Origin of the sequence: Streptomyces sp. ALI-76-A (assembly GCF_030287445.1) — a bacterium.
In the GTDB taxonomy this organism is placed as follows: domain Bacteria; phylum Actinomycetota; class Actinomycetes; order Streptomycetales; family Streptomycetaceae; genus Streptomyces.
This window is the reverse complement of sequence record NZ_JASVWB010000002.1, coordinates 4,380,547-4,400,030: the sequence shown is the minus strand read 5'-3', so window position 1 is coordinate 4,400,030 and position 19,484 is coordinate 4,380,547. Positions and strand designations below refer to the sequence as shown.

The following is a 19,484-nucleotide window of genomic DNA, read 5'->3' as shown; positions in this document are numbered from 1 at the left end:
GAACGATCTCCCAACGGGGTTGAATTCAGCGTGCTCGAATTCAATTAGATTGGGGACCGGCACCTCGATTTGGGACCTGCCGGGGAATCCGCTAAGGTTTGAGACGTCGGAGCGGCCCAACAGCCGCGAAGACAACCCCCTTCGGCGGGGAATCGGGACCGAAAGGGTCTGATAGAGTCGGAGCCGCCGGAAAGGGAAACGCGGAAGCGGGAACCTGGAAAGCGCCGAGGAAATCGGATCGGAAAAGGATCTGATAGAGTCGGGAATGCAAGACCGAAGGGAAGCCCGGAGGAAAGCCCGAGAGGGTGAGTACAAAGGAAGCGTCCGTTCCTTGAGAACTCAACAGCGTGCCAAAAGTCAACGCCAGATATGTTGATACCCCGTCTCCGGCCGGTTTCGGTCGGGGCGTGGTTCCTTTGAAGAAAACACAGCGAGGACGCTGTGAACGGCCGGGCTTATTCCGCCTGGCTGTTCCGCTCTCGTGGTGTCATCCCGATTACGGGAGAACATTCACGGAGAGTTTGATCCTGGCTCAGGACGAACGCTGGCGGCGTGCTTAACACATGCAAGTCGAACGATGAACCACTTCGGTGGGGATTAGTGGCGAACGGGTGAGTAACACGTGGGCAATCTGCCCTTCACTCTGGGACAAGCCCTGGAAACGGGGTCTAATACCGGATAACACTTCCATTCTCCTGAATGGTGGTTAAAAGCTCCGGCGGTGAAGGATGAGCCCGCGGCCTATCAGCTTGTTGGTGAGGTAATGGCTCACCAAGGCGACGACGGGTAGCCGGCCTGAGAGGGCGACCGGCCACACTGGGACTGAGACACGGCCCAGACTCCTACGGGAGGCAGCAGTGGGGAATATTGCACAATGGGCGAAAGCCTGATGCAGCGACGCCGCGTGAGGGATGACGGCCTTCGGGTTGTAAACCTCTTTCAGCAGGGAAGAAGCGAAAGTGACGGTACCTGCAGAAGAAGCGCCGGCTAACTACGTGCCAGCAGCCGCGGTAATACGTAGGGCGCAAGCGTTGTCCGGAATTATTGGGCGTAAAGAGCTCGTAGGCGGCTTGTCACGTCGGGTGTGAAAGCCCGGGGCTTAACCCCGGGTCTGCATTCGATACGGGCAGGCTAGAGTGTGGTAGGGGAGATCGGAATTCCTGGTGTAGCGGTGAAATGCGCAGATATCAGGAGGAACACCGGTGGCGAAGGCGGATCTCTGGGCCATTACTGACGCTGAGGAGCGAAAGCGTGGGGAGCGAACAGGATTAGATACCCTGGTAGTCCACGCCGTAAACGGTGGGAACTAGGTGTTGGCGACATTCCACGTCGTCGGTGCCGCAGCTAACGCATTAAGTTCCCCGCCTGGGGAGTACGGCCGCAAGGCTAAAACTCAAAGGAATTGACGGGGGCCCGCACAAGCAGCGGAGCATGTGGCTTAATTCGACGCAACGCGAAGAACCTTACCAAGGCTTGACATACACCGGAAAGCATCAGAGATGGTGCCCCCCTTGTGGTCGGTGTACAGGTGGTGCATGGCTGTCGTCAGCTCGTGTCGTGAGATGTTGGGTTAAGTCCCGCAACGAGCGCAACCCTTGTTCTGTGTTGCCAGCATGTCCTTCGGGGTGATGGGGACTCACAGGAGACCGCCGGGGTCAACTCGGAGGAAGGTGGGGACGACGTCAAGTCATCATGCCCCTTATGTCTTGGGCTGCACACGTGCTACAATGGCCGGTACAATGAGCTGCGATACCGTGAGGTGGAGCGAATCTCAAAAAGCCGGTCTCAGTTCGGATTGGGGTCTGCAACTCGACCCCATGAAGTCGGAGTTGCTAGTAATCGCAGATCAGCATTGCTGCGGTGAATACGTTCCCGGGCCTTGTACACACCGCCCGTCACGTCACGAAAGTCGGTAACACCCGAAGCCGGTGGCCCAACCCCCTTGTGGGGAGGGAGCTGTCGAAGGTGGGACTGGCGATTGGGACGAAGTCGTAACAAGGTAGCCGTACCGGAAGGTGCGGCTGGATCACCTCCTTTCTAAGGAGCACTTCTTAACCGGGCTTGCCCGGTTCAGAGGCCAGTACATCAGCGACTGTCTGATGCTGGTTGCTCAAGGGTGGAACGTTGACTATTCGGCCGGTTTCCGGGTCGGAGGCTGTGAGTACTGCTCTTCGGAGTGTGGAAAACAGATCTTCGGGCGGGTGCCGGCCGGGCGCGCTGTTGGGTGTCTGAGGGTACGGCCGTGAGGTCGCCTTCAGTGCCGGCCCCAGTGAACTCGGATCCGTGAGGATGCGGGGTGATGGGTGGCTGGTCGTTGTTTGAGAACTGCACAGTGGACGCGAGCATCTGTGGCCAAGTTTTTAAGGGCGCACGGTGGATGCCTTGGTACCAGGAACCGATGAAGGACGTGGGAGGCCACGATAGGCCCCGGGGAGCCGTCAACCAGGCTTTGATCCGGGGGTGTCCGAATGGGGAAACCCGGCAGTCGTCATGGGCTGTCACCCTTGCCTGAACACATAGGGCAAGTGGAGGGAACGCGGGGAAGTGAAACATCTCAGTACCCGCAGGAAGAGAAAACAACCGTGATTCCGGGAGTAGTGGCGAGCGAAACCGGATGAGGCTAAACCGTATACGTGTGAGACCCGGCAGGGGTTGCGTATGCGGGGTTGTGGGATCTCTCTTTCACGGTCTGCCGGCCGTGGGACGAGTCAGAAACCGTATGGATAGGCGAAGGACATGCGAAAGGTCCGGCGTAGAGGGTAAGACCCCCGTAGTCGAAATCTGTACGGCTCGTTTGAGAGACACCCAAGTAGCACGGGGCCCGAGAAATCCCGTGTGAATCTGGCGGGACCACCCGCTAAGCCTAAATATTCCCTGGTGACCGATAGCGGATAGTACCGTGAGGGAATGGTGAAAAGTACCCCGGGAGGGGAGTGAAATAGTACCTGAAACCGTGTGCCTACAAGCCGTGGGAGCGTCGGACGTCAAGCTTGCTTGACGTCTCGTGACTGCGTGCCTTTTGAAGAATGAGCCTGCGAGTTTGCGGTGTGTTGCGAGGTTAACCCGTGTGGGGAAGCCGTAGCGAAAGCGAGTCCGAATAGGGCGGTTCAGTAGCGCGCTCAAGACCCGAAGCGGAGTGATCTAGCCATGGGCAGGTTGAAGCGGCTGTAAGAGGTCGTGGAGGACCGAACCCACCAGGGTTGAAAACCTGGGGGATGACCTGTGGTTAGGGGTGAAAGGCCAATCAAACTCCGTGATAGCTGGTTCTCCCCGAAATGCATTTAGGTGCAGCGTCGTGTGTTTCTTGCCGGAGGTAGAGCACTGGATAGGCGATGGGCCCTACCGGGTTACTGACCTTAGCCAAACTCCGAATGCCGGTAAGTGAGAGCGCGGCAGTGAGACTGTGGGGGATAAGCTCCATGGTCGAGAGGGAAACAGCCCAGAGCATCGACTAAGGCCCCTAAGCGTACGCTAAGTGGGAAAGGATGTGGAGTCGCACAGACAACCAGGAGGTTGGCTTAGAAGCAGCCACCCTTGAAAGAGTGCGTAATAGCTCACTGGTCTAGTGATTCCGCGCCGACAATGTAGCGGGGCTCAAGCGTACCGCCGAAGTCGTGTCATTGCAGCATATAGCCCCAACGGGCGTTGTGATGGGTAGGGGAGCGTCGTGTGCCGGGTGAAGCAGCCGCGGAAGCGAGTTGTGGACGGTTCACGAGTGAGAATGCAGGCATGAGTAGCGATACACACGTGGGAAACGTGTGCGCCGATTGACTAAGGGTTCCTGGGTCAAGCTGATCTGCCCAGGGTAAGTCGGGACCTAAGGCGAGGCCGACAGGCGTAGTCGATGGATAACCGGTTGATATTCCGGTACCCGCTGTGAAGCGTCAAACATTGAATCCAGTGATGCTAAGCCCGTGAAGCCGTTCCGGACCCTTCGGGGAATGGAAAGTGGTGGAGCCGGTGGCCCGAGCTGGTAGTAGGTGAGTGATGGGGTGACGCAGGAAGGTAGTCCATCCCGGGCGGTGGTTGTCCCGGGGTAAGGGTGTAGCCCGTCATCCAGGTAAATCCGGATGGCACGAGGGTGAGACCTGATGCCGAGCCGATTGTGGTGAAGTGGATGATCCTATGCTGTCGAGAAAAGCCTCTAGCGAGTTTCATGGCGGCCCGTACCCTAAACCGACTCAGGTGGTCAGGTAGAGAATACCGAGGCGTTCGGGTGAACTATGGTTAAGGAACTCGGCAAAATGCCCCCGTAACTTCGGGAGAAGGGGGGCCATGTTCGGTGATCCGATTTACTCGGTGAGCTGGGTGTGGCCGCAGAGACCAGCGAGAAGCGACTGTTTACTAAAAACACAGGTCCGTGCGAAGCCGTAAGGCGATGTATACGGACTGACGCCTGCCCGGTGCTGGAACGTTAAGGGGACCGGTTAGTCACTCTTCGGGGTGGCGAAGCTGAGAACTTAAGCGCCAGTAAACGGCGGTGGTAACTATAACCATCCTAAGGTAGCGAAATTCCTTGTCGGGTAAGTTCCGACCTGCACGAATGGCGTAACGACTTCTCGACTGTCTCAACCATAGGCCCGGTGAAATTGCACTACGAGTAAAGATGCTCGTTTCGCGCAGCAGGACGGAAAGACCCCGGGACCTTTACTACAGTTTGATATTGGTGTTCGGTTCGGCTTGTGTAGGATAGCTGGGAGACTGTGAAGCTTGGACGCCAGTTCAGGTGGAGTCGTCGTTGAAATACCAGTCTGGTCGTGCTGGATGTCTAACCTGGGTCCGTGATCCGGATCAGGGACAGTGTCTGATGGGTAGTTTAACTGGGGCGGTTGCCTCCTAAAGAGTAACGGAGGCGCCCAAAGGTTCCCTCAGCCTGGTTGGTAATCAGGTGTTGAGTGTAAGTGCACAAGGGAGCTTGACTGTGAGACCGACGGGTCGAGCAGGGACGAAAGTCGGGACTAGTGATCCGGCGGTGGCTTGTGGAAGCGCCGTCGCTCAACGGATAAAAGGTACCCCGGGGATAACAGGCTGATCTTCCCCAAGAGTCCATATCGACGGGATGGTTTGGCACCTCGATGTCGGCTCGTCGCATCCTGGGGCTGGAGTCGGTCCCAAGGGTTGGGCTGTTCGCCCATTAAAGCGGTACGCGAGCTGGGTTTAGAACGTCGTGAGACAGTTCGGTCCCTATCCGCTGTGCGCGTAGGAATATTGAGAAGGGCTGTCCCTAGTACGAGAGGACCGGGACGGACGAACCTCTGGTGTGCCAGTTGTCCTGCCAAGGGCATGGCTGGTTGGCTACGTTCGGGAGGGATAACCGCTGAAAGCATCTAAGCGGGAAGCCTGCTTCGAGATGAGTATTCCCACCCCCTTTGAGGGGTTAAGGCTCCCAGTAGACGACTGGGTTGATAGGCCGGATCTGGAAGCCCAGTAATGGGTGGAGGTGACCGGTACTAATAGGCCGAGGGCTTGTCCTCAGTTGCTCGCGTCCACTGTGTTGGTTCTGAAACCACGAACAGCCCCATGCTCATGGTCACGGGTGTGGTGTGGCAGGTTCACAGTTTCATAGTGTTTCGGTGGTTATAGCGTGAGGGAAACGCCCGGTTACATTCCGAACCCGGAAGCTAAGCCTTACAGCGCCGATGGTACTGCAGGGGGGACCCTGTGGGAGAGTAGGACGCCGCCGAACAATTTTTGGGAAAACCCCCGTGCCGAAAGGCACGGGGGTTTTCTGCGTTCACGGGGCGGTCATTCGTCAGCTCGGCTTCACCAGTTTCGTGTCGTACGCCAGGATGACGGCCTGGATACGGTCGCGGGAGCCCGTCTTGGCGAGGATGCGGCCCACGTGGGTCTTCACCGTCGACTCCGCCAGGTGCAGGCGGGTGGCTATCTCGGTGTTCGTCCAGCCCAGGCCGACGACCGTGAGGATCTCGCGTTCCCGGTCCGTGAGGGAGGCGAGGCGGGCGTCCGTCGCCTCCTGGGTGGCGGCGGTGGCCGTTCCCGCCGGGAGGTGATGGGCGTAGGCGTCCAGGAGGCGGCGGGTCAGGCCGGGGGCCACCACCGCGTCGCCCGTGGCCACTGAGCGGATGCCGGAGAGCAGGTCCTCGGGCTGGGCGTCCTTGACCAGGAAGCCCGAGGCGCCGGCGCGGAGGCCCGCGTAGGCGTACTCGTCGAGGTCGAAGGTCGTGAGGATCAGGACGCGGGTGCGGTCGCCGGCGGCGGTGATGCGGCGGGTGGCCTCGATGCCGTCCAGGCCGGGCATACGGACGTCCATGAGGACGATGTCGGGATGGAGTTCGGCCGTCAGGCGGACCGCCTCGCTGCCGTTGGCCGCCTCGGACAGTACCGCCATGTCGTCCTGGCTCTCCAGGAGCATCCGGAAGCCGAGGCGCTGAAGGGGTTGGTCGTCGGCGATGAGGACCGTGGTCACTGCGGGGATTCCTCCGGTAGGTGAAGGTGGACGCGCCAGCCCCGGGCGGGCGGCGCGAGGGGGCCGGCTTCGAGTGTGCCGCCGTACAGGGCCGTGCGTTCGCGCATGCCGGGGAGGCCTCGGCCGGGGGAGCCGTTGAGCTCGCCGCCGCGGCCGGTGTCGGTCACCGTGACGGTGACGGCGCCTTGCTCCTCGTAGGACAGCTCGATGTGGGAGGTCGCTCCCGGGCCCGCGTGTTTGAGGGTGTTGGTGAGGGACTCCTGGATGACGCGGTAGACGGTGAGCTGGCGGCCCGCGGGGAGGGTCGGGGTGCCCCTGAGGGTGGTGCGGACGGGGAGGCCGGCGGAGCGTACGCCCTCCAGGAGGTGGTCGAGGTCGGTGAGGGTGGGCTGGGGGGTGAGGTCGGGGGGCGGTGGCCTGTCCTCGTCCCGTAGGACGTCCAGGAGGCGGCGGATTTCGGTGAGGGCCTGGCGGCTGGTGGTGGAGATGGCGTGGAGGGCTTCGGCGGCGCGGTCGGGGGACTTGGCCGCGGCGTAGCGGCCGCCGTCGGCGAGGCCGGTGATGACCGAGAGGTTGTGGCCGATGATGTCGTGCATCTCGCGCGCTATGCGGGCGCGTTCGGCGGCGGCCGCGAGGCGGGCCTGCTGGTCGCGCTCGATCTCCAGGCGGCGGGCGCGGTCCTCCAGGGCCTCGGTGTGGGCGCGGCGGGTGCGGACCGTGATGCCGATCGCCGCGGCCACCACGATCGACATCAGCACCGGGACGATGTCCTCGTCCGCGCTGCCGCGTGGGTGGCGGGCGGCCATCACGGCGATGGGGATGATGATCAGCGCCGTGGCCCACCACAGGGTGCGCGGAGGGCGGCGCAGGGCGATGTGGAAGACGACCAGCAGCTGGAGCAGCGCGGCCTGGAGGGCGGCGCCGGTCCAGGCGTCGACCAGCGCGACGGGGGTGAGGGCGAGAAGGACGGCCGTGGGGTGGGTGCGGCGCAGGAGGAGCGGCAGGGTGAAGCCCAGGCTCAGGGTGAGGAGCAGCCAGCCGGGGGTGTCGGGGTTGCGGGTGATGGTGCGCCAGCCGCCGCCCAAGTGGTCGATCAGGGCCGCCAGTACCCAGAAGCCGGTGAGGTGCAGGTCCCAGAGGAGGGGGTGACGCCGGTCGAAGCCGCGGATCCGTCGGCTGATGCGCTGCACGTACTCGGTGAGGGGTTCCGCCGTCCGGTCCTGTGTCGCCCGTTCTCTCGTCACGGGGTCCATGGTGGCGGCTGTACCGGCGGTCGTCCCAGGTGCCTGGGGCGTATATGACGTGAGGGCGGTCGTACCCGGGTACTAGCGTGACCCGCATGAGTAGCTATGTGATCCGGTCCGTGCGTGCCGAGGAGTGGCCCGAGGCCAAGGAGTTGCGGCTCGCGGCGCTGCGGGATCCGGTGGCGCACCTCGCCTTCCTGGAGACGTACGAGGAAGCCCTGGCGAAGCCGGACTCCTTCTGGCGGGAGCGGACCGCGGGGGGCGCCGAGGGCGCGGAGGGGAGGCAGCAGATCATCGCGGAGGGGCCGGACGGGCAGTGGGTGGGGACGCTGACCGTGCTGATCGAGGAGCCCGGGACGACGGACTGGGCCGGGTTCCCGGTGGAGCGGAAGCAGGGCCATGTCGTCGGGGTGTTCGTACGGCCCGAGGAGCGGGGGAGCGGGCTGACCGAGGTGCTGTTCGACGCCGGCCTGGAGTGGGCCTGGGGGCGCGGGGCGGAGCGGGTGCGGCTCATCGTGCACGAGGACAACGGGCGGGCGCAGCGGTTCTACCGCAAGGTGGGGTTCGTGCCGAGCGGGGTGACCGTGTCGTTGGGGGACGACGAGGACCGGGAGTGGGAGTTCGTTCTCGACCGGGTGCTGGACTGAGGACGTCACACCGGGAGTTCGGCGTTCGGCCAGCGGCTGCGGGCCTGCTCGCGGGACCGGAGCAGGGCCAGCGTCGGCAGGCCGCGGTCCGCTCCGGCGGCCAGCAGCTCCGGCAGTTGGGGAAGCGGCGCCACGGCCGCCACGTCGTCCAGGACGAGCGTGAGTGGTGGGTCGAGGCGACCGGAGGATGACCGTTCGGCCATGTGCCGGCCGCGCTCGACCACGCTTGAGGTGAGGGCCGTCAGGAGGGGCATCGCGCCCGGGTTGGTACGCGGGTCCTCGATGGATTCACCCACCACGTAAAGCGTGCCCCCTTCGTCCACGAAGGAATCCAGGGCGAGGGCATCAGTTCGGTGGGGAGTGCAGGCCTCACGGACGTTGACGGTGGACAGGGCGGACAGTGCCCGGCCGGTCAACTCCTGGGCGATGTCCCGGCGTTCGGGGTGGGCGGTGAGGGCGGCCTCCAGCTCGCCCGCGGAGCCGGGGGCCGCCTTGGGGTGCGTGCGGAGGGTGCGTACGGCGTCCTGGACCTGGGTGCCCTGGCACCAGCGGTGGACGTGGCGGATGGTGCGGCCGTCGATGGCGGCGGCGTGCAGGTAGCTCCGCAGGAGTGTCTCGGCCACGTCGGTGAGGGCCTGGTCCATCTTCGCGGTGGGGCGGATGGGGGCGAGCAGGGCGGTGGCCCGCGCCGCCGCGGTCGGCTTGCTCTCGCAGCCGGAGGTGGGGGACCAGTGGAGGCGGGACGGGGTGTCGCAGAGGTGGGTGGGGTCGTAGACGTGGACCGGGCCGAGTTTGGCCCGGGCGTCCTTGGTGTCCTGCCAGATCGCGGGGTTCGAGGTGACGATCAGGGCGGGGCCCTCCGCGTCGCGCACGGCCTGGATCGCGGTGGGGTGGCGGGTGGCCGGGGGACCGAAGCGCACCGTTCCGGCGGTGGGGGTGGCTTCCCACCCGCCGACGCGCGTGGTGTCGGCCGGGGAGGCGAGGGGCTCGGTGACGGGCTGCGCGGGGGGCGGGACCGTGGAGTGGGGGAGGGCCTCGGCGTACGCCGGTGTGGCGGGGGGCGGCGGTGGTGTGTGCGTGGGGGCGGGGTCGTGTATGACCTGGGGCTGATGTGCCGGCCACGGTTCCGTCGGTCTGGGTGAGGGGATGTCGTGGGGCGTCGCGTCGGGCGGTGTCGCCGGTTCCGCCCGCCGTCTCGCCCGGACCGCTCGCCAGCGGGCCAGGGTGCCCAGGACGAAGACCGTCAGGACGATCAGGATCATCAGCTGGCCGATGAGCAGGCCCCAGAACAGGCCGTAGCCCGAGAGGCCGGCGGCGTCGGCCTCGGGCCAGGCGCCGGGGACGTCGTGGGGCCGGGCGACGAGGTGGCGCATGGCCAGGGGGGTGCGGGCGAAGGTGACGCCCGTGGGCCAGGCCCCGTGGGCGAACAGACCGGCCAGACCCGTGGCCGTCCAGACCATGACGGTCATGCCGAGGAGGAAGGCGAGCAGGCCGACCAGCAGGCCGTCGGGGACGCCTCCCTGGCCGTCCGGCCGGCGGTCGCGCTCGTCAACCGGTCTCATGCCGCTCCCCTACGCCACCGTCGACTCGGACGGGTCGTCCAGATCGAGGTGCTGTTCCATGAAGGCCGCCGCCCGTTCCTCCGCCTCCAGCTCGGCCGCGCGCAGGGCGTCGTCCGCGAGCTGGTGGTCGAGGGACGACTCGGTCATCGCGCGGTCGGTGAAGACCAGCGGGCGTTCCGTCTCCGTGATCAGGTGTTTGACCACCTGGACGTTGCCGTTGACGTCCCAGACCGCGATGCCGGGGGTGAGGCTCGGGATGATCTCGACCGCCCAGCGGGGCAGGCCCAGCACCCGGCCCGTCGCTCTGGCCTCGTCCGCCTTCTGGGCGTAGATCGTCCGGGTCGACGCCATCTTCAGGATCGCCGCGGCCTCCTTCGCCGCCGCCCCGTCCACCACGTCGGACAGATGGTGGACCACCGCCACGAACGACAGGCCCAGGCGCCGGCCGAACTTCAGCAGCCGCTGGAACAGCTGGGCCACGAACGGACTGTTGATGATGTGCCACGCCTCCTCCACCAGGAAGATGCGCTTGACGCGGTCGGGGCGGATCCAGGTGTGCTCCAGCCACACGCCGACGATCGCCATCAGGATCGGCATGGCGATGGAGTTGCGGTCGATGTGGGACAGGTCGAAGACGATGAGGGGGGCGTCGAGGTCGATGCCGACCGTCGTCGGGCCGTCGAACATGCCGCGCAGGTCACCGTCGACCAGCCGGTCCAGCACCAGGGCGACGTCCAGACCCCACGCCCGTACGTCCTCTATGTCGACGTTCATCGCCTCGGCCGACTCCGGCTCGGGGTGCCGCAGCTGCTCGACGATGTCGGTCAGGACGGGCTGGCGGTCGACGATCGTCTCGTTGACGTAGGCGTGCGCGACCTTGAGCGCGAAGCCGGAGCGCTCGTCGAGGCCGTGCCCCATCGCGACCTCGATGATCGTCCGGAGCAGCGCGAGCTGGCCGGTCGTGGTGATCGCCGGGTCCAGGGGGTTGAGGCGGATGCCGTGGTCCAGGGCCGCCATCGGGTCGAGCCGGATGGGAGTTATTCCCAGCTCCTGCGCGACGAGGTTCCATTCGCCGACGCCGTCCTCGCCCTGCGCGTCCAGGACGACGACCTGGCGGTCGCGGAAGCGCAGCTGGCGCAGGACGTACGTCTTCTCCAGCGCCGACTTGCCGTTGCCGGACTCGCCGAGGACCAGCCAGTGGGGCGCCGGGAGCTGCTGGCCGTACAGCTGGAAGGGGTCGTAGATGTAGCCCTTCCCGGAGTAGACCTCGCGGCCGATGATGACGCCGGAGTCGCCGAGGCCGGGGGCGGCGGTCGGGAGGTAGACGGCCTGGGCCTGGCCGGTGGAGGTGCGGACCGGCAGGCGGGTCGTCTCGACCTTGCCGAAGAGGAAGGACGTGAAGGCGTCGGTGAGGATGGACATCGGATCCCGCATGCGCAAGCCCTACCTTCGGATGCCGGTGGCGAACGGGAGGGTGTTCACGAAGGCGCGGTGGTGCTCGCGGTCGCACCACTCCAGCTTCAGGTACGACTTTCCGGCCGAGGCGCGGATGGTCCGCTTGTCGCGGGCCAGGGCCTCGGGCGAGCGGGAGGAGACGGTGATGTAGCCGACCAGGTTGACGCCGGCCGCGCCGCTCGCGAGGTCCTCGCCGCGCTGGTCCAGCCGGTTGTGGGCGGCGATGTCGCGGGGGTCGACGGTGCGGTTCATCTTGGCGGCGCGGGACGCCTCGGCCTCGTCGTTGGTCTTCTCGGTCAGCATCCGCTCGATGGCGACCTCGGTGGGTTCGAGGTCCATCGTGACGGCGACCGTGCGGATGACGTCCGGGGTGTGGACGAGGAGCGGGGCCAGGAAGTTGACGCCGACCGGTGTCATCGGCCACTCCTTCACCCAGGCCGTGGCGTGGCACCAGGGCGCGCGGGTGGAGGACTCCCGGGTCTTGGCCTGGAGGTAGGTCGGCTCCATGGCGTCCAGCTCGGCCGGCCAGGCGTTGCGCTTGGTCATCGCCTGGATGTGGTCGATCGGGTGGTCCGGGTCGTACATGGAGTGGATCAGGGACGCGAGGCGGCCCTGGCCCAGCGGCTGGCGTACGCGGATGTCCGCCTCCTGGAGGCGGGAGCAGATGTCCGTCAGCTCGCGGGCCATGACGACGGCGAGGCCGGCGTCCCGGTCGAGCTTGCGGCCGTTGAGCGGGCGGGCCGCACGGGCCATGGCGTGCGCCTCGGCGGCCAGTTCGCGGGTGTAGTGCATGCAGGCGACGAGGTAGGCGCGGTGCTGCTCGCTGCTCGTCGACACCATCGACTGCAACTGGTCGTACGACTGCTGCAACCAGGGCAGCGCCTTGTCGTCCCCGCGTACGGCGACGTCCTTGGCGTGGGCGTCCGGGTCGGCGGGGAGGGTGCGGGCGAGCATCTGGATGCGGGTGACGAAGCCGTCGCCGTTGGCCACGTGCTTGAGGAGGGTGCCGAAGCGGTCGACGAGGGCCTCCTGGTCCTCGGAGTCGCGCAGACCGACACCGGGGCCCTCGATCTCGATCGCCGCCGTCACCGTACGGCGGTCCGCGTGCAGCAGTACGGCGATCTCGTCGGGGCCGAACGGGGCGGCCAGCCACGTGATGCGGCCGATGCCGGGCGGCGGGCCGATCTCCACCTCGCGGCCGTCCAGGCGGGTGCCGGCCTCGACGACGCCGGAACGGTAGGCGGCGCCCTGCTTGGTGATCCGCTTGTAGCTGCGGTTGATCTCGAACCACTTGTAGAACGTGCGGCGCTTGTACGGCACGTAGACCGCGGCCAGCGCGAGCATGGGCAGGCCCATCAGCAGCACGATGCGCAGGGTGAGCACCGGGACGAGGAGCCCGCACATCATGCCGAGGAACGCGCCGACGATGATGAGCGCGATCTCACCGGTCTCGCGGTTCCGGCCGACGATCGCGTTCGGCCGGGCGCGGCCGATCAGATACGTACGGCGGGGCGTGACCGGATGGGACACGTGGGACTCGGTCGTCAACGCCCTTCACCTCCCGTGCGGTTGGTACTGCTGTTGCGGGTGTTGCTGGCGTGGGGGGTGTTCACCGGGCTGCCCGCGCGGGGAGCCGGGGCGGCGGAGGGGACAGATCCGCCGCCTCCGCTCGGGGTACGCGTGCTGTGCGCGGCGACACCGCCGGACGCCGGGTTGCTCGGACGGGCGCCGCCCGAGCCGCTCTGGCCTCCGCCGCCGTTGTTGTCGGCGCGGGTGCTGTGGGTCTTGATGCCCTGCGCCACGAGGGTCGCGGGGGAGGTCATGACGGCCGCGGCCTTGCCCTCGGCGCCCTGCATGATGCGGTTGTTGCGGGAGCCCGCGATCTCGTCGCCGAAGCCGGGCACGAAGCGGTAGATCATCGCGCTGGCGAAGATGGCGAGCAGGATGATGGCGAGGCCGGAGACGATCGCGGCGACCGAGTCGGGGCCCTCGTCGGCGGCGAGGGCTCCGGCGAGGCCGAGGACGATCACGATCACCGGCTTGACCAGGATGACCGCGATCATCACGCCCGCCCACCGGCGGACGTGGCCCCACAGGTTCTTGTCGACGAGGCCGGCGTAGACGACGACGCCGAGCAGGGCGCCGACGTACAGCAGGACGGCCCTGAGGTACAGCTCCAGGTAGAGGACGCCGGCCGCGACGATGGAGACCAGCGAGACCAGCATCAGCATGATCGGGCCGCCGCCGATGTCGTCGCCCTGTTCGAGGGCCTGCGAGAACGTGCCGAAGAACGCGTCCGTCTGATTGCCCGTCGTCTTCGCGAGGACGTCGCTGATGCTGTCCGTCGCGGAGACGACGGTGTAGAGGATCAGCGGGGTGAAGGCGGAGGCCAGCACGGTGAGCCAGAGGAAGCCGATCGCCTCGGACAGCGCGGTGGCGAGGGGGACCCCACGGACGGCCCGCTTGGCGACGGCCAGCAGCCACAGCAGCAGCGTGAGGATGGCGGACGCGGCGAAGACCACGGCGTACTGCTGGAGGAACTTCGGGTTGGTGAAGTCGACGTTGGCGGTCTCCTTCACGGCCGTGGAGAGCTGCTTGACGGTCCAGGAGGCGGCGTCGGCGCAGCCTCTGGCGAGGGAGGAGAGGGGGTCGATGGTGTCGGTGAGGGTGCCGGTGTCGCCGGAGCGTCGCGCGGGGGCGCTGCCTTGTTCGCAGTAGTCCTTGGCGGGGCCATGGATCAGGTCACAGGGGTCGTCGCTTGGCGTGGGAGATGGCGTGGGTGCCGCGAAGGCGCGGGTGGCCACGAGGACCGTTGTCGCCTGGACCGCCGTGACGATGGCAGCCAGCCTGAGTACGCGGTGGTTAGCGGGCATACGTGAACCCTCCGTACTCCTCGACGGCCTTGGCCATCTCGTCGGCACTGGACGCCCGCTCGTCGCCGGGAAGCGGCGCCGGGCCGTCCTTCTGAGAGTGCGTCACGATCTTCCAGTCGTTGTTGGTCCACTCGAGTTTCATCGTGATCGTGAACCAGCTGTTGGTGACCGGGTTCGTGGAGTTCTCGCCGGCGAGGCCGAGGAGACCGCTGCACCAGACCTCTACGGTCGCGTTGTCGGCGGAGGCTTCGGTGACCTTGGTGCCGATCGGGCTCGTACGGGACACGAAGGTGTAGCCCGCCGGTGTAGAGCCGTTCTCATCCAGGCCGACGTTCTTGTTGAACTCAGGGCTGTATGCCTTGTCCAGCGTCGTTTCGAAGTTGGACACCCGGGAGGGCGCGATGATGGCCCGCAGGATGGCATCACGCTTGGCCTTGTTGAACATCTCGGCCGACCCCAGGGCTACGGAGTAGTTGGCCGCCGCACTCTGAGCCCCCTGCTCATCCTGGGCGAAGCCCGCCCGTACCGGCTTCTCGCCGCTCGCCGCCGTGGAGGCCGCTTCCGGCTGGGAGCCCGCTGATGTGGTCGGGGCGGGGTCGTCCTCGCCGCGGTTCGCGAAGGCGATCGCGGCGATGAGGAGGACGATGACGCCGACCACCGTGACCAGGCTCCGGGAGGAGGAGCGGCCCCCTCGGCGGGTGCTTCCGTACGCGTCGTCGCCGCCGGGCAGGCGGGTGCGGGTGTGGCCCGTGCCGCCGTAGCCACCGGAGGTCTCGTGCTCGTCCCCGAGAGTCATGCCGGGTACGCCCCCTCGACGTCGTGCGGAAACGCGTAGGAGTACGACGGTAGCCGTGCTGGTTCCCGCGCGGACGCGGTGTGGTGACTCGACATCAGGGAAACGCAACCTCAGCCGGTGGGCACGACGGACGGGTGGGGTGGAGGGGAGACCGAGCGGACGCGCCACGCACGGGCGATGGCCGCCCGGCTACACGGCCATGCCGTACACGATGGTGAACAACGTGCCCAGTGAACCGATGATGAAGACCCCCGTCAGACCCGCGATGATGAGGCCCTTGCCCTGTTCCGCGCTGAAGGTGTCGCGCAGGGCCGTGGCACCGATGCGCTGCTTGGCGGCGCCCCAGATGGCGATGCCGAGGCAGAGCAGGATGGCCACCGCCATCACGACCTCGATCATCACCTTCGCCTCGTTGCCCAGGCTGCCGAAGGGCCCCCAGTCCGGAGCGATCCCGCCGATAATGGTGTTGATGTCTCCCTCGTCGGCCGCAAAGAACATGTAAGTCACCGCCCCTGGTGGGTAGTTCCGCTTGCCTCTGCACTGGCGCAGAGGTCACGCCTCATTCTCGCCGACAATGGCGCTGTCGTATGTCGACTTGGCGTCATTGGTTGGCGGGTTTCGTACGACTACCTTGCCACCGGTCCGGGTCGGTCCTCAGGTGATCTCTCGAACAGACGTCGGGCGGCGGGCAAGGAGTCGTATGGTCACTCTGTGTATCACGGCAGGTCACGCCGGGCAATGAGGACTGGGCGGAACCTGAGGTGTGGTTCCGTCGTTGACCCCTCTTACGGCACTGCTCGGTGATCGCGCCGATGTCCCGCGGGTGATCTCCGTGATCTCCGTGAGCTCCCGGTGGAAGGCTAACCCGGACACGGCGATGCGGCCTCTGCTGGGTGCCATGACCCCCTGGGGCGGCATCCGGTGACGGACGGTCAGCCGGTGGGTGTGCGCACCGCCGCAGGGGTGCCCGGTCGGCCGGAGCTTTGGTGGAGCCCTACGTCCAGGTGCGGGCCTGCGCCTCGAAGACCTCGGGGTCGCTGTGCACCGGCAGGACGCACAGCAGGTGGCCGCCGGGGGCCCGCAGGATGCGGCACTCCAGCCAGCGCGAGACCTGCGTCGCCCCGAGGCCGATGAGGCGGGCGGTCTCGGCCTCCACGTCGTCCGTCTCGATGTCCAGGTGGAAGCGGGGGGCGTCGTCGACCGCCTGTACCGCCGTGACCAGCCCGGGGATGGCCTCGCGCAGCGACGTGAACTGCTCCTCCGCCGGGTCCGGACGGGCGGGCACCCCGAGTGCGGCGGACCAGAAGGCCGCGGCGGCCTCCGGTTCGGGGGTGTCGATCAGGAGTGCGTACACACGGCTTCTATGCATGCGGATCCTCGTGCCCCGCCACGAAGTGGTCGAACTCACCCGCCCGCACGCCGAGTACGAAGGCGTCCCACCTACGGCGGTTCGTCGTGACGACGGTCGCCGGGTCGCTGGTCTCACGGAGGTACACGGGGTCGTCCCCGTCGTCCCCGGCGTCGCCGGTGACGCTCTCGCCGAAGGCGACCTCGATCCACGGGCCGGGCCCGGTCGCCTCCGGGGCGGTACGGGTCGAGGTCTCCTTCAGTACGGCGAGGAGGGCGCCGAAGGCGGTGGGGGCGGCGCTGAGTATCGCGCCGGTGGGGTCGCTGCTCTCGGTGAGATGGATCGTTTCGACTGTGGTGGCCACGTGGACGCAGGAGTCGCCCGACCCGCAGTAGGACGACTTCTGCCAGGTGCTGAACTCGGTCATGGCGTTCCTCTCACAGGTCGCTGAGCAACCCGCTGATGACATCACGGGATCGTTCGGGGGTGAGGGCCCGGGACTCCATGCGGTCGAGGAGCACTTGGTACATCTCCAGCTGGGCCTCTGCATCCAGGAAGACCGGACCGTGTGACTGGTCGAGGTGCACGGTGTCGAGCTGAGGTACCGGACCGCGGGAGTAGAAGATCGACTGTCCGGAGCCGGGGAAGGAGCCGGCGGCGAACGGAAGCACCTTCAGGGTGATGTGATCCCGCTCGCTCATGTCCAGCAGGTGCCGCAGTTGGCCCTTGACCACAGGCGTGCCGCCGAACCGCATCCGCAACGCCGCCTCGTGGATGATCGCGAGGTACGGGGTCGGCTCGTCCCTGAAGAGGACGACCTGACGCTTGACGCGGAATGAGACGCGGTGCTCGATGTCCGGCGGTGAGAACTCGGGTACGACCTGCCGGAACAGTTCACGCGCGTGGTCGGTGGTCTGAAGCAGGCCGGGGATGTGCACGGTGACGGACGCGCGCAGGTGGGTTGCGTGGTGCTCGACCTCGGCCAGATCGAGCAGCGCGGCGGGCAGGGTCTCGCGGTACTCCTCCCACCAGCCTCGCTTCCGATCGGCGGTCATTTCGCTGAGTGCGTCGACCAGTGCTGGGTTGTTGCACTTGTAGTGCCGGGCCAGAGTGCGTACGCGCTCGGGGCTGACGCCCGCTCGCCCGGCCTCCATGTTGCTGATCTGGTTCGGCTTCACGCCAAGCAGTTGACTGGCCGCCGCAGCTGTCAGGCCTGCGCGCTCACGAAGTTTGCGCAGTTCAATGCCCAAGCGGAGCTGACGACCCGTCGGGATGCTTCTCACGGGCTAGCCCGCCTCCTTGCACGGCGTGTCACTCACACGAGTGGCGAATCAACGTTTTAAGGGGAATCGGTTAAAGGCTTACACGAACATCGCTAGCTTATTACTCAGGCGCCCTCGCCCAGAAGCGCACCGTCCGACGGGTCGGCACCGCCACTGGGCCACCGTACGCACGCTTTCAACTCCCCTCTGTGACCGGAGACTTCCATGGCCACCGTATCGCCGCCCTGGGCCTACACCCTTCACCTCCCGCACGATCCGCACGCGCCGGGGATCGCCCGCGCGACCCTGCGTACCGTGCTCGACGCGCACGGGCTCTCCTCGCTCACGCCGACCGCCGAACTCCTCGCCTCCGAACTCCTCACCAACGCCCACCTGCACACGGCCGGCCCCTATGCCCTGCGGCTGCGCGCGATGGAGCCCGGGCGGGTCCGGGTGGCCGTGTGGGACACCGACCCGAGCGTGCCGCCGGGTTTCGCGGGCGCCGGGGCCGCCGTACCGCCGGGTGACGCCGAGGGCGGACGCGGGCTGCCCCTGGTGCGGGCCTTCGCGGACGCCGTGGGGGCCTTCGTACTGAGGGAGCCGGGCGCGTCGAAGGGCGGCAAGCTGCTGTGGGCGGAGTGCCGGTGACGGGGCGGCACGGGCGCGCGGGACCGTGATCCACCGCGCGTCCTCCGCCGACCCCGCCGGAACGAGCCCCGCCGACTTCCGCGGCATCGGTTGCACCGGATTCCGGGTGGGAAGCTCCTAGACTGGCGCGGGCGTACTCCCAGTGGTCGAGGGGCGGTTGACGGTGCGTAAGGCGTGGGTCGTGGGGGGCGTCGCCCTGGGGGCGGGGCTCAGTCTCGTGATGCTGCTCGTCGTCGGGGTGTACGTCGTCGCCGGGAACCTCGCCGGCGGGGTGAGCGGGGGCGTCAAGTCGCTGGCCAAGGGGGCGGTGCCCGCCGCCTACCAGCCCCTGGTGCAGAAGTGGGGCAACCTGTGCCCCGCCATCAATCCGGCGCTGCTCGCCGCCCAGCTCTACCAGGAGAGCGGGTTCAACCCGAACGCCCGGAGCCACGCGGCGGCGCAGGGGATAGCGCAGTTCATCCCCGGGACGTGGGCCACGCACGGCATCGACGGGGACGGGGACGGCGACAGGGACGTATGGGATCCGAACGACGCGATCCCGTCGGCGGCGACCTACGACTGCTCCCTCGCCAAGTACGTGAAGGACGTACCCGGGAATCTGACCGAAAACATGCTGGCCTCGTACAACGCGGGTGCCTACGCGGTCATCAAGTACGGAGGCGTGCCGCCGTACAAGGAGACCCAGAACTACGTGAAGACGATCACCACGCTGGAGGAGAGCTTCGCCGCTCCCGTCAGCCGGGTCGACCCGTCGAAGCAGGCCGCCGGCGCCATCTACTACGCCCAGAAGAAGCTCGGCACGCCCTACCTGTGGGGCGGGACCGGAACGGCCGCGCAGGGCGGACGGTTCGACTGCTCAGGGCTGACGCAGGCCGCGTACGAGAGTGTCGGGATCACGCTTCCCCGGGTCGCCAACGACCAGTACAACGCCGGTCCGCATCCCTCGCGGGAGGAGCTGCTCCCCGGCGATCTGGTGTTCTTCTCGGACGACCTCACCAATTCCCGGGCCATCCGGCATGTGGGCATTTATGTCGGCGGCGGTTACATGATCGACGCGCCGAGAACGGGTGCTGTGATCCGGTTCGACCCGATCGACACCCCGGACTATTTCGGTGCCACCCGGGTAACCGAGGATGGCGCGAAAGCGCTCCCCACGACGGTGTGAACCGAGCGTGAACCCACCCCCTGAGCTGCGGCGATGAGTCTCTCTTCGATAACGTCT

The 19,484-nt window shown here is 66.7% G+C and carries 14 protein-coding genes, 3 rRNA genes and 1 pseudogene; 6 read left to right on the top strand and 12 right to left on the bottom strand.

The window, feature by feature from the left end; genetic code table 11:
• Nucleotides 1-509 precede the first annotated feature (509 nt).
• From QQS16_RS20555 to rrf, 3 genes are all read left to right on the top strand, one after another.
• Nucleotides 510-2,037: ribosomal RNA gene (locus tag QQS16_RS20555) — 16S ribosomal RNA — on the top strand.
• 313 nt (nt 2,038-2,350) lie between these two features.
• Nucleotides 2,351-5,474 (top strand): 23S ribosomal RNA (locus tag QQS16_RS20550).
• A 95-nt stretch (nt 5,475-5,569) separates the two neighbouring features.
• Nucleotides 5,570-5,686: ribosomal RNA gene (gene rrf, locus QQS16_RS20545) — 5S ribosomal RNA — on the top strand.
• Together the 16S, 23S and 5S rRNA genes form the textbook arrangement of a ribosomal RNA operon.
• Before the next feature lie 66 nt (nt 5,687-5,752).
• Here the strand turns inward: rrf and QQS16_RS20540 are convergent.
• A complete protein-coding gene (locus QQS16_RS20540; RefSeq protein ID WP_286063296.1) occupies nt 5,753-6,427 on the bottom strand; it encodes a response regulator in 675 nt (224 codons plus the stop codon).
• On the bottom strand, nt 6,424-7,680 hold the full coding sequence (locus tag QQS16_RS20535; RefSeq protein ID WP_286063295.1) for a sensor histidine kinase: 1,257 nt from the start codon (nt 7,678-7,680) through the stop codon (nt 6,424-6,426). Before QQS16_RS20535 ends, QQS16_RS20540 begins: the two co-directional genes overlap by 4 nt.
• A gap of 86 nt (nt 7,681-7,766) precedes the next feature.
• Between QQS16_RS20535 and QQS16_RS20530 the strand changes: the two genes are divergently transcribed.
• The gene (locus QQS16_RS20530) at nt 7,767-8,318 is read left to right on the top strand and encodes a GNAT family N-acetyltransferase (protein WP_286063294.1); all 552 of its coding nucleotides are present in this window, start codon (nt 7,767-7,769) and stop codon (nt 8,316-8,318) included.
• Between the two features lie 5 nt (nt 8,319-8,323).
• Here the strand turns inward: QQS16_RS20530 and QQS16_RS20525 are convergent, their stop codons facing one another.
• From QQS16_RS20525 to QQS16_RS20480, 10 genes and pseudogenes are all read right to left on the bottom strand, one after another.
• On the bottom strand, nt 8,324-9,880 hold the full coding sequence (locus QQS16_RS20525; protein WP_286063293.1) for a type IV secretory system conjugative DNA transfer family protein: 1,557 nt from the start codon (nt 9,878-9,880) through the stop codon (nt 8,324-8,326).
• 9 nt (nt 9,881-9,889) lie between these two features.
• Nucleotides 9,890-11,314, bottom strand: coding sequence for an ATP-binding protein (locus QQS16_RS20520; RefSeq protein ID WP_286063292.1), 1,425 nt, complete (start codon nt 11,312-11,314; stop codon nt 9,890-9,892).
• Between the two features lie 9 nt (nt 11,315-11,323).
• Nucleotides 11,324-12,883: an SCO6880 family protein gene (locus QQS16_RS20515; protein ID WP_286063291.1), complete on the bottom strand. Its 1,560-nt coding sequence runs from the start codon at nt 12,881-12,883 to the stop codon at nt 11,324-11,326.
• Nucleotides 12,880-14,208 carry a hypothetical protein gene (locus QQS16_RS20510; protein ID WP_286063290.1) on the bottom strand — a complete coding sequence of 443 codons (1,329 nt, stop codon included), beginning with the start codon at nt 14,206-14,208 and terminating at the stop codon, nt 12,880-12,882. The genes QQS16_RS20515 and QQS16_RS20510 overlap by 4 nt, the downstream gene beginning before the upstream one ends.
• Nucleotides 14,198-15,004: a DUF8175 domain-containg protein gene (locus QQS16_RS20505; protein WP_286063289.1), complete on the bottom strand. Its 807-nt coding sequence runs from the start codon at nt 15,002-15,004 to the stop codon at nt 14,198-14,200. The genes QQS16_RS20510 and QQS16_RS20505 overlap by 11 nt, the downstream gene beginning before the upstream one ends.
• Nucleotides 15,005-15,193: 189 nt before the next feature.
• Nucleotides 15,194-15,502: a DUF8827 family protein gene (locus tag QQS16_RS20500; RefSeq protein WP_095752152.1), complete on the bottom strand. Its 309-nt coding sequence runs from the start codon at nt 15,500-15,502 to the stop codon at nt 15,194-15,196.
• 496 nt (nt 15,503-15,998) lie between these two features.
• Nucleotides 15,999-16,373, bottom strand: a complete 375-nt coding sequence (locus QQS16_RS20495) for a VOC family protein (RefSeq protein ID WP_286063288.1) — start codon at nt 16,371-16,373, stop codon at nt 15,999-16,001.
• The gene (locus QQS16_RS20490; protein WP_286066395.1) at nt 16,366-16,614 is read right to left on the bottom strand and encodes a DUF397 domain-containing protein; all 249 of its coding nucleotides are present in this window, start codon (nt 16,612-16,614) and stop codon (nt 16,366-16,368) included. Before QQS16_RS20490 ends, QQS16_RS20495 begins: the two co-directional genes overlap by 8 nt.
• Nucleotides 16,615-16,620: 6 nt before the next feature.
• Nucleotides 16,621-16,779: pseudogene (locus QQS16_RS20485) on the bottom strand (DUF397 domain-containing protein); the annotation flags it as partial.
• A 10-nt stretch (nt 16,780-16,789) separates the two neighbouring features.
• Nucleotides 16,790-17,635 carry a helix-turn-helix domain-containing protein gene (locus QQS16_RS20480; protein WP_286063287.1) on the bottom strand — a complete coding sequence of 282 codons (846 nt, stop codon included), beginning with the start codon at nt 17,633-17,635 and terminating at the stop codon, nt 16,790-16,792.
• A gap of 204 nt (nt 17,636-17,839) precedes the next feature.
• Here QQS16_RS20480 and QQS16_RS20475 point away from each other — a divergent pair, with 204 nt between their 5' ends.
• Both QQS16_RS20475 and QQS16_RS20470 read left to right on the top strand, forming a co-directional pair.
• On the top strand, nt 17,840-18,262 hold the full coding sequence (locus tag QQS16_RS20475; protein ID WP_286063286.1) for an ATP-binding protein: 423 nt from the start codon (nt 17,840-17,842) through the stop codon (nt 18,260-18,262).
• Between the two features lie 220 nt (nt 18,263-18,482).
• Entirely contained in the window at nt 18,483-19,427 is a 945-nt protein-coding gene (locus tag QQS16_RS20470; protein WP_286066394.1) for a C40 family peptidase, read from the top strand.
• Nucleotides 19,428-19,484 lie beyond the last annotated feature (57 nt).

Excerpts from the sequence above, each read along its gene's own strand:
- QQS16_RS20530 (WP_286063294.1), top strand. The coding sequence starts at position 7,767 with ATGAGTAGCTATGTGATCCGGTCCGTGCGTGCCGAGGAGTGGCCCGAG.
- QQS16_RS20495 (WP_286063288.1), bottom strand. The coding sequence starts at position 16,373 with ATGCATAGAAGCCGTGTGTACGCACTCCTGATCGACACCCCCGAACCG.
- QQS16_RS20520 (WP_286063292.1), bottom strand. The coding sequence starts at position 11,314 with ATGCGGGATCCGATGTCCATCCTCACCGACGCCTTCACGTCCTTCCTC.
- QQS16_RS20505 (WP_286063289.1), bottom strand. The coding sequence starts at position 15,004 with ATGACTCTCGGGGACGAGCACGAGACCTCCGGTGGCTACGGCGGCACG.
- QQS16_RS20525 (WP_286063293.1), bottom strand. The coding sequence starts at position 9,880 with ATGAGACCGGTTGACGAGCGCGACCGCCGGCCGGACGGCCAGGGAGGC.
- QQS16_RS20470 (WP_286066394.1), top strand. The coding sequence starts at position 18,483 with ATGCTGCTCGTCGTCGGGGTGTACGTCGTCGCCGGGAACCTCGCCGGC.
- QQS16_RS20475 (WP_286063286.1), top strand. The coding sequence starts at position 17,840 with ATGGCCACCGTATCGCCGCCCTGGGCCTACACCCTTCACCTCCCGCAC.
- QQS16_RS20535 (WP_286063295.1), bottom strand. The coding sequence starts at position 7,680 with ATGGACCCCGTGACGAGAGAACGGGCGACACAGGACCGGACGGCGGAA.
- QQS16_RS20500 (WP_095752152.1), bottom strand. The coding sequence starts at position 15,502 with ATGTTCTTTGCGGCCGACGAGGGAGACATCAACACCATTATCGGCGGG.
- QQS16_RS20510 (WP_286063290.1), bottom strand. The coding sequence starts at position 14,208 with ATGCCCGCTAACCACCGCGTACTCAGGCTGGCTGCCATCGTCACGGCG.